The sequence below is a fragment of the Gottschalkiaceae bacterium SANA genome (genome assembly GCA_036323355.1).
In the GTDB taxonomy this organism is placed as follows: domain Bacteria; phylum Bacillota; class Clostridia; order Tissierellales; family GPF-1; genus GPF-1.
On sequence record AP028876.1, the window covers coordinates 3,132,985 to 3,148,080 of the forward strand.

Genomic DNA, 15,096 nt, shown 5'->3' on the forward strand with positions numbered 1-15,096 from the left:
TCTTATTTCTCTTCCTCCGTGATAAAGGTTTTTCCCTTTCCTACAAAGTGACAAGCGACATAACGCCCCTCCTCAACTTCATTTAATCCCGGCTCTGTCTTTCGACAAATATCTTGCGCATATGGACAACGAGGTGCAAATTTGCATCCAGGCGGCATATTAATGGGGCTTGGTATATCTCCCTTCAAGAGAATTTGTTTTCTTGCCCGTTCTTTTTTTGGATTATTCACCGGTGCAGCCGAAAACAAGGCTTGTGTATAGGGATGTTTAGGGGATTGACTGACATCCTTTGCGTCCCCAAATTCAACAATACAACCTAAATACATAACCGCAATTCGATCCGAGATATATCGCACCATAGATAAATCATGGGCAATAAATAAGTAAGTTAAATTTCGTTCCTTTTGCAGGTCAATCAAGAGATTCATAATCTGGGCCTGAATGGATACGTCTAAGGCTGAAATTGGTTCATCACAGATAATGAATTCCGGATTCATACTCAAGGCCCTTGCAATCCCGATTCGTTGCCTTTGTCCCCCAGAAAACTCATGGGGAAATCGGCTGGCATGCTCCTCGTTGAGGCCGACCAATTCCAATAACTCGATGATCTTTGCCTTTCTTTCAGCACCCGAGTACTTCTTCCTCATGTCCCACCCCTCTGCGATAATATCACCGACGGTCATGCGGGGATTCAAAGATGCGTAGGGATCCTGAAAAATCATTTGAATCTCATTGCAAATCTCTCGTTTCTGATTTCGAGTCATGGTGGATGAATCTTGGCCTTTAAATTCAATTTTTCCAGCCGTTGGCTCATAAATCCTCATCAAGGTTCTACCCAAGGTGCTTTTTCCACAGCCTGACTCGCCCACAAGCCCCAAAGTTTCACCCTTTCTGATTTCAAAGGTAACGCCGTCAACCGCTTTCAAGGTTTTCTTTCTTCCCAAGTAAAAGAACTTTTTCAAATCTTCTACGCGAAGGATCGTCTCTGTACTCATGATCGTGCCTCCTTCGTCTCTTGCACCTTCCCATGGGAAGGCGCCGGCCTTGCAGGCTCTTCTTTGTTGAGCCGTACCGACTCTTTAGAAAACGGATTGATAACCTGTGGCGCCTGTTTATGGTAGAGCCAGCATGAAACGCGATGCGTCTCTGAAAGCTGAGTATTGTCTGGTGTCATGGTATGACAAGCCTTCATGGCCTTTGAACAGCGGGCTGCAAATGGACAGCCTTTTGGCGGATCAAAGAGATCTGGTGGTGTACCCTTGATGCTCACTAAGCGCTCACGTACATCGGCATCCAAATCCGGTACTGATTTTAGAAGTCCCCATGTATAAGGATGGGCCGGACTTTCGAAGATTTCATCGGCTGTGCCATACTCAATCACCTTGCCCGCATACATCACTGCGATGTTGGTTGCAATATTGGCAACAACACCCAAATCATGGGTAATCATAATAATCGTGGTTTCATATTCTTTTTGAATTTGCTTCATTAAATCTAATATCCGTGCCTGGGTTGTTACATCCAGTGCTGTTGTCGGCTCATCGGCAATTAAAAGTTTGGGATTAACCGCCATGGCTAAAGCAATCATGGCCCGTTGGCGCATGCCGCCAGAAAATTCATGAGGATATTGGTCATATCGTTCTTCTGGACTTGGTAATTTCACCATTCTCAGCATTTCAATGGACCTCTTTTTTGCTTGAGCCTTAGAAATTTTTTCTGCCTTTAAAATCCCTTCCTGAATCTGCTTGCCCACTTTCATGGTTGGATTTAAGCTGGTCATGGGATCTTGAAAAATCATACGAATCTCGCTCGCCCTCACCTTGGCAATCTCTTTGGTGCCTAGGCTTGCCAGATCAACCCCATCAAAAAGTATTTTCCCACTCTTTAACTCACCCGCTGGATAAATGGGATTAAGTTGAATAATTGATTTGGCTGTAACCGACTTTCCACATCCGGACTCCCCAACAATGCCCAAGGTTTCCCCCTTCTTAATGGAGAAATCCACTCCGCGCACGGCCTGCACTTCTCCCGCGTAGGTATGAAAGGAGAATGCCATATTTTCTACTTGCAATAATGTCTCGTTACTCATTCTGACTCCTCCTTATTTCCTCAATCGCGGATCTAGTGCATCCCGAAGTCCATCTCCCATTACGTTAAAGCTCAGCATGGTCAAAGAGATCAGCAGGGCTGGAAAGAACAATTGATAGGGAAAGATCATAATTTTTGATGCCCCATCCGAAGCCAAGGTGCCCCAACTTGCCATTGGCAAAGGAAGACCCAAGCCGATATAGCTTAAAAAGGCTTCGGCGAAAATCGCTCTTGGAATAATAAAGGCTAGGTTTGCAATAATTGGACTCATGGCATTGGGTACCAAGTGCTTGGTGATGATCCAAACATTCTTACCACCCATAGACTGGCTTGCCATGACATACTCCATCTCTTTCAATTGGAAGACCTGGCCTCTAAAAAGTCGGGCCATAGAAATCCAACCTGTTGCGGAAATGGCGATGATCACGGGCCAAATCCCTGGCTTCATGGCCAGAATCAAGAGAATCACCCAAAGCATTTGAGGTATTGCCGCAATAATTTCGCAAAAGCGCATCATAATGTTATCGATCCCCCGGCCCAAATAACCGGCAATGCCACCGTATAAAATTCCAATGGTACTATTTAAGAAGGCAATAACAAAGGCGATAAACAAACTCACCCGCGCACCTTCCCAACACCTGACAAAAATATCTCGACCCAAATCATCGGTACCAAACCAATGGGCTGCCGATGGTTCATTGTTAACGGCGAAATAATCCTGTTCCTGATAATCATAGGGACTTAACATGGGTGCAAATACAGCCATCAGTAAGATAAAAACCAATAGCAGTAAGGCCAGTGTTGCCGCTTTATTCTCTCTAAAACGCCGAAAGGCGTCCTTCCAATAACTTAACGATGGCCGACTGATTTTCTCAGCTGCCTCCGCATCACCCAATTGCGGTTCAAATAAATTCTGATCCATCAGGGTTTGATCCATATCCATTGTCTCCATCTGTCTCCCCCCCTATTTCGCAATCCGGATTCTCGGATCAACAAGTCCATAAACAATATCCACAACAAAGTACATGATGACTGTAATAAAGGAAAAGATAATGGTGAGCCCCATAATCATCGTATAATCCGAATTCTGAATGGCAATAATCAAGGCCTGGCCAATCCCCGGTATGTTGAAGATCTTTTCAATAACAAAGTTTCCCGTAATGGCACCTGCAAACATGGGTCCTAGGGAGGTTACCAAAGGCAAAAGCGAATTTCTTACCACATGCTTGGTAATGACTTCACCCTTTAATAAACCCTTGCTTCTTGCCGTGAAGACATAGTCCTGATTCAATACGTCCAGCATGCTGGAGCGAAGCATACGTGCATAGAAAGCCATATTCTGCATCATGGCTGCGGTAATCGGCAAAACAATAAAAACCAGGCCTCCCCAGCCTGCCACCTTGAAGATTGGGATCTTAACAGCGAAAGCATATTGCAGCAGGGAAGCAAATACAAAACTCGGCACCGATACACCAAGGATCGCTATGACAATAATCAAGTAGTCAAATCCCTTGCCGCGATTTAATGCTGCAATGATGCCAAAGACAATCCCGACAATACATCCTACCAGTATGCCGCCAAACCCGATCACTGCAGATTTTGGAATTCCATCCTGCACCTTGCCAATAACCGACTGGCCCTTGTATTTCATGGAAATGCCAAAATCACCATGGATCAAGTTATTCATATAAATTGCGTACTGTGTCATCACAGGTTGATCAAGCCCGTACTTGGCTTCCAAGTTCGCGCGGACCTCTTCCGGTGTTTCCCTCGGCAAGGCAAATGGATCGCCTGGCAGTGAATGCATCAAAAAAAAGGTAATGGTTGCAATGGTAAATAATGTAATAATCATGGAAATAAAGCGTTTTAGTATGTAAACTCCCATATAAGTCCTCCTTTTCTGTCTAGTTCCATGGAAGAAAGCGATTTCCTCCGTCGCACAAGAAAAGCCGCTTTCCAAATTTATAACATTCGAAATACAACGACTCTTCTGATAATTTAATCTTAGCACAAGATTTTTTTATCGTCAATAAAATAATAACAAGATGATAAAATATTTTCATTTGCGAATCATTCTGTTACAATAGTGGTATCATTAGAAGATGTGAATGAAGATTGAACCGAGGAGGAAACATGAACGAACAAGAAAAGTGCGCAAAGGACATCCTATTAAAAGCTGGATTTTCACCAAAAAAAATCCACTATATTCCTGAAGGATCCAATCACGATGTATTTTTGATCACGATGGAAGATGGAAAAGAAGAAATTCTGAAACTGCCTAGTCAGCGCTACACGGAAGACAATGGCCATACAGACACCCTGTTTGGTGGTGAACTCTCCCTGAAAAGAGAATCCTCGCTCTATCATCTGGCACGAAATGCGGGGGTCGCTGCGCCGGAGGTTTTCTCTTGGTCTCCAGCAGACCCAGCTTATATCTTAATGGAGAAGATGCCTGGCAAGTCCTATGTATCTTTCCTGGAAGACTCGAATTTCTCAAAAAAAGCATTCCTAGACTCTCTATCGGCTTTGGGCGCGGACTTTGCAAAAATCCATCAAATCCGATTTGATTTTTTTGGCGACATTCAGGGAGAAAGAGAGGTTACGCCAGCAGGCTTTACAAACTTCGCTGACCGTTTCGGCTCTATTATGGAAATGCGCATCGATAAGGCAGAAAAGAAAGGCGCCCTTGTGGCCAAGGAGGCCGCTGGCGCTCGACAATTTTTCCGTCAAAAATTTGAAAACCTTCGGCCGCTTCTGGATCGACAAGTCAAGCCGCCTACTATGGTCTTCACCGATATGCATGCCGATAATTTCTTTGTGGATGAAGATGGCTTACCTTCTGGGTATTTTGATCTGGAATCCGCTCAAGCGGCACCAGCAGAACTCGAATTTTACGGCTTTCGCTTTTTTCTCTTCAACTATTACGACCAAGCCACTTTTGCACAAGCTGAAGCCGCATTTTTTACCGGATACGAGGCTGCCGGTGGTCCCTTTGCCCCAAAAACAAAAGAAGATCATCAATTAATCGACCTGCTGGCGGGTTGCAGGCTTCTTGAACTGACAGAGTCTTATTGGGGCTATATCGACGGACTACGGGACAATTGGGCCGTGGAGATCAAGTCCATTCTTCTCGATTACTTACAAACAGGTATTGTTGACTATGTGTCTTTGGCTGATGTCTTTCGCCCCAAGACCGGCCAACCTAAACAACCCAATGCATAAAAAAGAGCCAAATCAGTCCGAGAGTGTCCTCTCCCTGCTTTGGCTCTTTGACTTTACTTGCGAATGACATCAGCATAAAAAAAATCTGTAAAAAAACAAATGAGAGTATTGACAGCTTGTATACAATGGTATACGCTTGTATTACGAACGTATACAATATCTTAAAGGAGATTTTTATGGCTAAAACATTTAGAAATTCTAAAGCAATAAAATTTATTGATAAACTTAGACAATTACGACAAGCAGAACTCAAACACAGCCTAATTCTTGGCAATCATTTGCAAGAACAATTCCAGGAGCTATTTGAAAACTCTGATTCCAATGAGCCAATTGATCTGTATGGTCTCATCGATGCAATTACAAATCATAGTTATAAAGAAGATGGACTTTCCTTCTCTCACTCTCAATTTTCTTTTTTCCATGAAACGATGTATCACTTTGGATGCACGGGTGCTATTGAAACCGTTATTAAAGAGATGGGGGATTTTTTTGATTTGGATATCCCCGAACGAACCACTGGTAAAAGTGCTTTGGAAAACTATCAGATTAAATTGATTGATACAAACGATTACAGCACTACACCAAGAGAGTTCTATCTAATTATCGGAGGGATGGATGAATCCTATCCCGAGGAGGTTCGAAAGGAAATTGCTCAACACTGCACCGAAGTATTCTTGAATTTCTTTGAAGCGGATACAGTTTCCCAAACAGATAATGGTTTTATTATCCAAACTGCTCTTCAAAATATTCCCACTATATCGATGGAATTAAACAATCGGAATATCGCTATTTATGGAATGATTCCGATTGAAACCAAGGATAAAAACTAACTTAAAATCTCCAATTGCTTGCAAAAACTCACCTAACTCATCAGATACCCATTCCCTTTTTCTTTTGAGATGATTCCTTTAACTCTTAAACGAATCATGAATTTAAGATCTAGGCTAGAGACATGGCATCCGCCTTCCGGTATACTAAAATTACCACACTTATTGGAGGTTTACATGTACGATATTGCCATTATCGGCGCAGGACCAGCCGGCAGCAATCTGGCTCGCCTCCTTGCCCAACAAACTCAAATGAAAATCTGCCTCATCGATAAGAGACCCTTGCAAGTCTCATCGGATGTATCCATTGGCGCTCGCCGAAAGGCTTGCGGCGGACTTTTATCGCCCGATGCCCAAAAGATGCTGGCGCGACAGGGCTTGACTATACCGGTCTCTATCCTAGAGGACCCCCAGCTATTCAGCGTGCGTACCATCGATTTTGACAACAAGCTGGAAAACCATTATCAGCGCCATTATTTAAATATGGATCGAGAAAAATTCGATCGCTTCCTTTATCATCTTGTGCCCAACTGGGTAGAGAAAAAACAAGGTGTCGTTTTTGACGTAAAAAAGCGGGACACCCATTGGTCCCTTCAGGTTCGCGATGACGGACAGATCCAGTCCATTCAAGCGAAAAACCTGATTGCAGCCGATGGAGCAAATTCTTTTTTAAGACGCACCTTTGCTTCAGACTTTCCCCGTCCTAAGCGATATATCAGCATGCAAAAATGGTATCCCCTGCATGCTTCCATGCCATATTATACGGGGATTTTCGATTCTGAGGTAACCGACTACTATTCCTGGACAATCCAAAAAGATGATCAAATTATATTAGGTACAGCTTTGCCAGTAGGCGAACCCGTCCATGAACGATTTGAAATTTTGAGAAAAAAGGTGGAAGAACATTTACAGATTCCCTTAAGAGAAGAAAACCGTACCGAGGGCGCTTTTCTAGAGCGAATCACCCATGTCAATCAATTGCTTTGGGCAAAAGACGGAATCTTTTATGTGGGAGAAGCCGCCGGTGCTGCCAGCCCCACTTCAGCAGAGGGCTTCAGCTATGCCCTGCAATCTTCTTTGTACCTTGCCGAAGAACTTGTAAAAGGCAGAAATGGACTTGAACACCGTTACCGCAAACGATGCCGAAAGATTCAATTGAAACTCTTGGCCAAGCAAATAAAATCACCTGCCATGTACCATCTAGGGATTAGAAAACTAGCCATGCAATCCAAACTATCGGCGATTTCCATGACCAATCCATCTGGATTTTCAAATTCCTCTCAATAATTCAAAAAGGGCAAGTGCGAAACCGTTTCAGTTTCGCACTTGCCTTTTCTTGATTTCCTTTACTAACTAAAGATTAACTCTTTTTAAAACTTATCGCACCTTGACTACTTATTCTCTTTTCATGCTTCTTCCACCTGTGGTACAATAAATTATTGACTTATGGAGGAGCGCCCAATGCCTGGTATACGTAGAACAGACATCAAATACATTCTTCGACTCTTTCTTTTGATCTATATTCCCATCGGCCTATTAAGCTTCTCTTCTTATCACCTGCGTTTTCTCAATGAATTTGAGCAAACCCATGACCTGCTCTTACAAGATCAAGATCAGTATTTATCTTCAATGGAACGCGTTATCGATCTTCAATACGAAAAACTTTACCAAGATCTTTTTGTGCTGGTCAGCGCCAATGAAATGATCACTTATAAATCCAAACAAACCCCGGAAAGCCAACAAGATCTTGAACTGCTTTTTTTACGCATCGCAAAATCAAAAAACAGTTTCGATCAAATCCGATTTCTCGATGAAAGAGGCCAAGAAATCATCCGCGTAAACAGTAGGGAAAACGAGCCTACACTCATGCCGGCCGAACAATTGCAAAACAAGCAAACTCGGTACTATTTTCAAGAAACGAGTCTTTTAAAGGAAAATGAAATCTATGTAAGCGACATGGATTTAAATATGGAATATCAAGAGGTGGAAGTTCCTCACAAGCCCATGATTCGAGTCTCAACACCGCTGTTTGATTCTCAAGATCAATTTATGGGCATTGCAATTATCAACTATCATGCCGGCAGTCTTCTCGCCCTCTTCGAACAAGAGGTCCAGGAACATTATGATTTTCGGCTGCATGCTCATGTCTTAAATAACAATGGCTACTACCTCTTCCATCCCGATCCTCAAATGGGCTTTGGTTTTATGTTGGATGGCAAGGAAAACAATACGCTTTCCAAAGAAGACCCCTCCTTCTGGGCAGACATGCAAGAAGCCGATCAAGGTAGTCATCAACATGATAATCAACTCTACACCTTCCATCGAATGACGCCCGGGCTCAACACCGATAAATCTGTCGTCAATAAAAGCCCTTGGATTCTTATGGCGCATACGGATCTTACACAAACCCCACTTCTAGCCAACAACATCTTTGGTGGTTTGGAGAAACGTGATTTTCTTGATCTTCTAGGCCTTGCCGTTCTCGCCTTCATACTCTCGATTTTTGTCTACTATCTAAAGAAGGACAAACGTCAATTGTTGCTTGCAGGCAAAATAATTACCAGCACCCACAATGCTGTTTTGGTGACGAATCATAAGAACCGCATCCTGAGTGTCAATGAAGCCTTTGAAAAAATAACAGGTTTTAAGAAAGAAGAAGTGATCGGCCAATCTCCAAATATGTTTAAGTCCGGTAAAGAAAGTCGCAGTTTTTACAGGAAAATGTGGCAAGAACTCGATCATACTGGAGAATGGGAAGGGGAACTTTGGGACCTGAAAAAAAATGGTGTTTTTTATCCCAAGACCATGCGGATCTCTGCTATCCGCGAGGGCTATACCAATCGAGCCACCATGTATATCGGAATTTTTACGGACTTAACTTCTCTCAAGCAGGAACCAGTAATATCCAATCATTTGCAGTACCATGGTCAAGACACTCAATTGCCAAGTGAACCGCTTTTAAGCCGGCTATTAGAAAACAACATCAAGGACAGAAAGGCAGACCTGTTTCTACTCTGCTTTCGTATTTTAAATAATAACTTTGAGTCTTTGGAAAAAACCGAATCTCGACAACTAATCGAAGGGGTTTTATCGAGAATCCGAATGACCTTAAAGCCTGAGGATCTACTTGCACAAACGGGACGGAATCAATTTGTTCTTTCGCCAGCTAACATCCATGAAAAGAAACACATGGATGCATACCTAGAGCGTTTCTTTACCCTATGCAAGCAACCCATCTCCCATAAGGGGGAGACTTTTACGCTTAAAATTAAAGGTGGAATTACCCGATTTCCACAGGATGCCAGCAATTCCTATGACCTTTTGGTTAATGGATATCTTGCCATGACCAATGCCTTCCGCTTCCCTAATGTGGACTATCAATACTTTTCTCATGAAATCAAGAATAAGTCAGATTATGACTTTACCATTGAAAGTAACTTGCAAGCAGCCTTAAGAAAACAAGAATTCCACCTGGTCTATCAACCTCAGATCGATCTGGAAAATAGTCAAGTAATTGGTGCTGAAGCCCTGATTCGATGGAATCACCCAAGCTTGGGGATGATTCCTCCATCAAAATTCATTCCCATCGCCGAACGCTCTGGCTTTATTGTTACACTGGGTTATTGGATTATCAAGACGGCTTTTCGGGAACTTAGTGAAATCCATTCAGAATTGCCAGATGATTTTAGACTCTCCATTAACCTTTCAGTTTTGCAATTTAATGATCATCACCTACTTGATTTTGTTATTCAAACGGGAGCCCTTTACCATATTGATTTTGAACAAATTGAAATTGAAATTACCGAAACTGTCCTTATGTCCGACATAGATACCATCCATCAAACCATAGAAGCCTTCCACCAGATTGGTATCTCTGTGGCCATTGATGATTTTGGCACCGGTTTTTCTTCCTTAAGTTACTTGAATAAGTTGCCCATCAATAAACTGAAGGTGGATCGCACCTTTATCCGCCACTATCCAGAAACGGATGACGGAAAAATGGTATCGATCATCGCTGATCTTGCCCGAAACCTGAATCTGAAGCTACTCATGGAAGGCGCCGAAACTCAAGATCAAATTGAATTCTTGCGTACACTCGGCTACAACTATGTTCAAGGCTACTATTATGCCAAACCCCTAATCAAGGACGACTTCTCTTTGTATTTGGAAGAAACAAAAAAACCACCAATTGATTAAAAAAAGGCCACAGATAATAAAAATCTGTGGCTGTTCTTTATCCTTTTTTCACTTCAAACCAAAAATCTACACCCTGATCCATATTGGCTAAGCCACAATTCAAACCGACAACTTCTTGTATCGCCTTTACAATTGAAAGTCCGAGTCCAAAACTATCTTCATTCTGTGGGGACGTTTCACCGTTCTCTCCCTTATCCATTATAGTCGACTGACTAGATACTCTTGCTTGATCAGCCTTATAGAATCCTTTCCACAGATCATCCATAATTGCTTCTTCAATAGGCCGACCCGAATTATAAACATGAATCCGAATGCGATCCTCCATATCTTGCATCCATACACGTAACTTTCTGTTTTCATCGCCATATTTTACCGCATTGGAAAGAAAGTTGGCTAAGATCTGTTCAAAGCGCATGGAATCGATCTGACAATACGCATCAAACACATCGAGTTGCACGTGAAGAGCCTGATCTTCTACAAATCCTTCATACTTATAAAAAAAGGATTCTATGGCTTCCTTCACATTTGCCGACGCCAGACTTAAGGTCATGCGCCCACTTTCCAACCTAGACAGTTCCAAAATCTCATTAATTAAACGCTTCATCTTTCTTGACTCTTCAGCGATATAACCCACATACTCCCCTTGTTTTTCCCTATCGGGCACATATCCTGCTACGATTTCATCCGCATAGCCCTGAATCAGGGTTAATGGGGTCCGCAGTTCGTGGGATGCATCTGAAATCAATCGTTTTTGTGACCGAATTTCCTTAGCCAATTGCTCATTTTTTTCTTCCAGTGAAGCCAAGGTCTCTTCCAGAGCATCTGATAATCCATTAATATCGCGACTTAACTCTTCTAGCTCATCACCCGTTTGAAGCTCAACCTTACCCGAAAAATCCAATTTGCTTAATTGCTCGACATAGGTCTGCATCTTCCGTATTGGCAGGGTAAAGCTCTTGGCAATACGGAAAGCAATCAATGACGCAATCAACAAAAAGAATAAGGTACCTGCCATAAGAAGGATATTGGCTTGTCGAATACTTTCTAGAATAGGCTCAACGGGTTGAGTCAAATTGATTCGAATCCCATCCTCCAAGTCTAAGCTGCAGACGTATAAGTCATTATTGTTTCTGGGTTCAGTAAAATGCCCAATTCGCACGCCATGATCCAACTCATTCCATTCTCCTTCTTCAAGAGGAGGAAAGATCGGTCTACGCTCCATTGCTCCTTCATCAGGAGATTCTGCCACTCTCCCATCGGGTTCCTTTAAACCAATTTCCTTGGAAGAAGAAAAAATCACACGCCCATTCAAGTCGATGGTGATATCAAAAGCTTTGCCACCACCAATTGTCAAAATCTGATCGACCCATTTTTCATGCTCACCCAGGTAGTCTACCTCCCGCAAATCTTCCATGGCCGCCACCATGGCTTTTTCAACGGAAGCTTCATAAAGTGGCTTAATTAAAAGCGTATTGGCAAGCAGAATCATAGCAGAAAAGCATAGAATAAGGGCAATAATTTGCATGGATAGTCGTTTGGTTATACTTCTATTCTTCATGGTCTACCTCAAATCGATAACCAAATCCTCGCATGGTTTTCACACATTTGCCATAAATGCCCAGTTTCTTCCTCAAACGATTAACATGGGTATCCACCGTACTTTCCGTTCCAATATAGTCATAACCCCAAACGGTCTCTAAAATCTGACTTCGACTTAAAGAGATCGCCTTATTCTTGCAGAAGTAGAGCAAGAGATCGTACTCTTTGCGGCTAAGATCGATATTTTCGCCTGCAAGAGTCACCCCATGAGCATCGATATCGATGATTATTTCACCCACGCTTACCATCGATAAATCCACACCCTTAGCTCTTCGAAGAGCGGCTTCTATTCGAGCGACTAGTACCGCTGTGTTAAAGGGTTTGACGATATAGTCGTCAGCACCGCTTTCCAGCCCAAAAACCTGATCATAATCTTCACCCTTGGCTGTTAGCATGATAATGGGGCAAGCTGAGAATTTTCGAATTTGCCGGCAGCTTTCTAGCCCGTCCATGACCGGCATCATGACATCCATAAGAATTAAATCCGGCTTGCTGCGACTCGTCTCCGCCATAGCTTCACGACCATTGGCCGCTTCTACTACTTCATAATGCCGATTTTCAAGAATCATGCGAAGCATTGCTCTTAGTTTTACTTCGTCATCCACAATCAAGATTCGCTTATTTAGCCCATTGCTTGCTTCTTTCCTTACGCTTGGCATACCTGCCCCCTAACCGTAAATTTACGCTTGTGTTTCTATTGTTTCTACTGATCCGGCATTTGCCTGTGGACTTGTTGCTTAATTGCTGTCAGGTCTTTCACCTTCAAAACGATTGCCTTCAGGGCGATCGCCATTCGGCGGTGCCATCTTGTCATTCATGCCCCCACCGGGATGATTGCCAGCGCCAGGTCCTTCGCCGACTAGAGATGTTCCAACTATAGTCATTGTATCAGAAATTACAGCGTCCTCAACAACTTCTCCATCGACTTGTACGGTTACCGTTTGACCTTGCTGCAAGTCAGCGGAAGAAAAAACTAGCACACCATAGGTCTTGATGGAAGTATGACTCATCAGCACTTGGCCGTCTTCATCTACCACGGTGACTTGACTACCCGCTGCCTGGACCCCATTAAAGAATACCTGCAAAACATTCTGACTTGCCGCCTCACTAAAGCTTTTAGATGCACCGTCATTTCCCACTGAAATGATCAAGCCACCCTCAACAAGCAAGGGATTGTCGAAATCCAAGCCAACATCTCCGCCATTTCCCGGACCATCGATCAACAAAATTCCGCCTCTTATTAAACCGCTACCGTTGGAATCAATACTATCACCATCGCTGCTGATTGTAATTTGACCGCCATTGATCACCAGTCCTGCTCCTTCAATCGGGATCTCATCCCCAGGCCCCATAGTCTTTTCGGCTGAAACCGAAGTATCTGCCACATTAATCCCGTCATCACTGGCAGAAATATCTATGACACCGTCATTGATGACAATCACTAAAGATTCAAGACCTTCATAACAGACAGGGATTGTTATGTTTCCCCCGTTAACTTCCAAATATGCATCGGCACGAATCCCGTCATCTTCCGTTTGCAGATAAAAAAAGCCATCATTGATCACGATCATTCCTTCTGCATGCAAGGCATCTTCCACAGAATCAATGGTTACATGGCCACCATCGATCTGCATATGGGCTTCCGATTGAATCCCGTCTTTTCCGGCATGAATGGAAAGATCGCCATCCACCATGGCAAACAAATCATTTACCTTGATTCCGTTACGACTAGCCTCAATGATAATGTCTCCGTCTAAAACAAGAAGTGCATCTTTGGCCAAAATACCCGTTTTTTCTTTCGCTGTAATTGTCAAGTTCCCGCTTCCAGCAAATAGTAAATCTGACTTTGTATAAATCGCACCATTCACCCGTTCTTCTTCTGAATCATTTTCTTCCTCATAGGCACTTGTATCGACCAGACTATTCTCTGTGCCTTCCGCAAGGAGGATCACAAGACGGTCTGCATTACTGATAAAAATTGGGCTTGTCTCTTGATTGCTAAGGGCAACCTCATTAAAGACTAGAATAACATCACCTTCATCTTGCGTATCTACCAAGATTTGTCCCTCATATGTTCCTTGCAAGATATAGGTACCTGCCGATTGGATCCAAGTGATCTTGTCATCAAAGCCAAGTATCTCCCCTTCGTCTTTCCAACTTGCCAAATTTAACTCTGTATCTACTTTTTCAAGAGCCTCTTCAAGTAGCGCCATATCCATCTCTTCAAATGCATCAACAGCAAGGTCTTCTTCCATCAGTTTTGACACGGAGATTTCCTCTAGCTTGGCCTGCTCAGCTGTTTGAGCAAGGGTCATTACAGAGTCACTGCTTGTGTCCGTACTGGCACATCCTGCTAAACTCGCCATAATTATCATCACAATTAGAATCAAAATTCCTTTTCCTTTTATCTTCTTTTTCATTTTTTCTCTCCTCCTATACCACATAGTCGCCATCATAACTCAGCATGGCTACACTTTTCACACCCATCACTTCATTCAATTCATTGACCAGACTAGATTCCTCAGCCTTCATCTTCAATTCAATGGTCAACTCAGTATTGCCGGGTAAAGTTGTCTTTGATTTTAATTTGTATTTCCCGGTCGCATTTCGAACGTTCTCATAAATTTCACTCTCATCCGTTTCTTCTCCGTAATTCATAACCAAGAGATAGGCCGACATACGAGTACTTGTCTTAGAAAAGGCGATGAGTACCGCAGAAATCATCAAAAAGGCCAAAGCCGCCAAAACGTATAGTCCAGCACCTACAATGATTCCGGATCCGATGGCCCAAAACATGTAAACCACATCAATGGGATCTTTAATAGAGGTACGAAAGCGGACGATTGACAGGGCACCAACCATTCCCAGAGATAAAACAATATTATTGGTGACACCGACGATAATCGTTGCCGATATCAAACTTAAAATCACCAAAGAGGTATTAAAGGTCTTTGAATACATAACGCCTTCAAAAGTGCGTCTGTAGATAAAGAAAATTCCGAGCCCGATCAACAGGGCGGCCACCAGAGTCATGGACATCTCTAAAAGAGATAAGGCACCGGTCGTCTGTTCCAAAAAATCATTCTTAAAAATATCATTAATTGTCATAAAGTTCTCCTTACATACTTATTTTTCGCTTCGCGATCATCCGGTCTACATGACC

At 42.9% G+C, this 15,096-nt stretch carries 12 protein-coding genes; 4 read left to right on the forward strand and 8 right to left on the reverse strand.

Annotated elements, in window-relative coordinates:
• Positions 1–2 precede the first annotated feature (2 nt).
• From AC25CA_RS15160 to AC25CA_RS15175, 4 genes are read right to left on the reverse strand one after another with little or no spacing between them, the layout of a single operon-like run.
• Positions 3–995 carry an ABC transporter ATP-binding protein gene (locus AC25CA_RS15160; protein ID WP_486814680.1) on the reverse strand — a complete coding sequence of 331 codons (993 nt, stop codon included), beginning with the start codon at positions 993–995 and terminating at the stop codon, positions 3–5.
• A complete protein-coding gene (locus tag AC25CA_RS15165) occupies positions 992–2,089 on the reverse strand; it encodes an ABC transporter ATP-binding protein (protein WP_486814681.1) in 1,098 nt (365 codons plus the stop codon). Before AC25CA_RS15165 ends, AC25CA_RS15160 begins: the two co-directional genes overlap by 4 nt.
• A 12-nt stretch (positions 2,090–2,101) precedes the next feature.
• Positions 2,102–3,040, reverse strand: coding sequence for an ABC transporter permease (locus AC25CA_RS15170; protein ID WP_486814682.1), 939 nt, complete (start codon positions 3,038–3,040; stop codon positions 2,102–2,104).
• Positions 3,041–3,052: 12 nt separating this feature from the next.
• Positions 3,053–3,973, reverse strand: a complete 921-nt coding sequence (locus AC25CA_RS15175; protein ID WP_486814683.1) for an ABC transporter permease — start codon at positions 3,971–3,973, stop codon at positions 3,053–3,055.
• Between the two features lie 248 nt (positions 3,974–4,221).
• Between AC25CA_RS15175 and AC25CA_RS15180 the strand changes: the two genes are divergently transcribed.
• From AC25CA_RS15180 to AC25CA_RS15195, 4 genes are all read left to right on the forward strand, one after another.
• Positions 4,222–5,310, forward strand: a complete 1,089-nt coding sequence (locus tag AC25CA_RS15180) for a phosphotransferase family protein (RefSeq protein WP_486814684.1) — start codon at positions 4,222–4,224, stop codon at positions 5,308–5,310.
• A 176-nt stretch (positions 5,311–5,486) separates the two neighbouring features.
• Positions 5,487–6,140, forward strand: a complete 654-nt coding sequence (locus AC25CA_RS15185; RefSeq protein ID WP_486814685.1) for a hypothetical protein — start codon at positions 5,487–5,489, stop codon at positions 6,138–6,140.
• 174 nt (positions 6,141–6,314) lie between these two features.
• The gene (locus AC25CA_RS15190; protein WP_486814686.1) at positions 6,315–7,424 is read left to right on the forward strand and encodes an FAD-binding protein; all 1,110 of its coding nucleotides are present in this window, start codon (positions 6,315–6,317) and stop codon (positions 7,422–7,424) included.
• A 174-nt stretch (positions 7,425–7,598) separates the two neighbouring features.
• Complete coding sequence (locus tag AC25CA_RS15195; protein WP_486814687.1) at positions 7,599–10,334, forward strand: bifunctional diguanylate cyclase/phosphodiesterase; 2,736 nt, start codon at positions 7,599–7,601, stop codon at positions 10,332–10,334.
• A gap of 37 nt (positions 10,335–10,371) precedes the next feature.
• Here AC25CA_RS15195 and AC25CA_RS15200 read toward each other — a convergent pair whose 3' ends face one another.
• From AC25CA_RS15200 to AC25CA_RS15215, 4 genes are all read right to left on the reverse strand, one after another.
• The gene (locus AC25CA_RS15200; protein ID WP_486814688.1) at positions 10,372–11,892 is read right to left on the reverse strand and encodes a sensor histidine kinase; all 1,521 of its coding nucleotides are present in this window, start codon (positions 11,890–11,892) and stop codon (positions 10,372–10,374) included.
• On the reverse strand, positions 11,882–12,592 hold the full coding sequence (locus AC25CA_RS15205; protein ID WP_486814689.1) for a response regulator transcription factor: 711 nt from the start codon (positions 12,590–12,592) through the stop codon (positions 11,882–11,884). The genes AC25CA_RS15200 and AC25CA_RS15205 overlap by 11 nt, the downstream gene beginning before the upstream one ends.
• A gap of 78 nt (positions 12,593–12,670) precedes the next feature.
• Positions 12,671–14,353, reverse strand: coding sequence for a carbohydrate-binding domain-containing protein (locus tag AC25CA_RS15210; protein WP_486814690.1), 1,683 nt, complete (start codon positions 14,351–14,353; stop codon positions 12,671–12,673).
• Between the two features lie 13 nt (positions 14,354–14,366).
• A complete protein-coding gene (locus AC25CA_RS15215; RefSeq protein WP_486814691.1) occupies positions 14,367–15,041 on the reverse strand; it encodes a DUF4956 domain-containing protein in 675 nt (224 codons plus the stop codon).
• Positions 15,042–15,096: the final 55 nt, after the last annotated feature.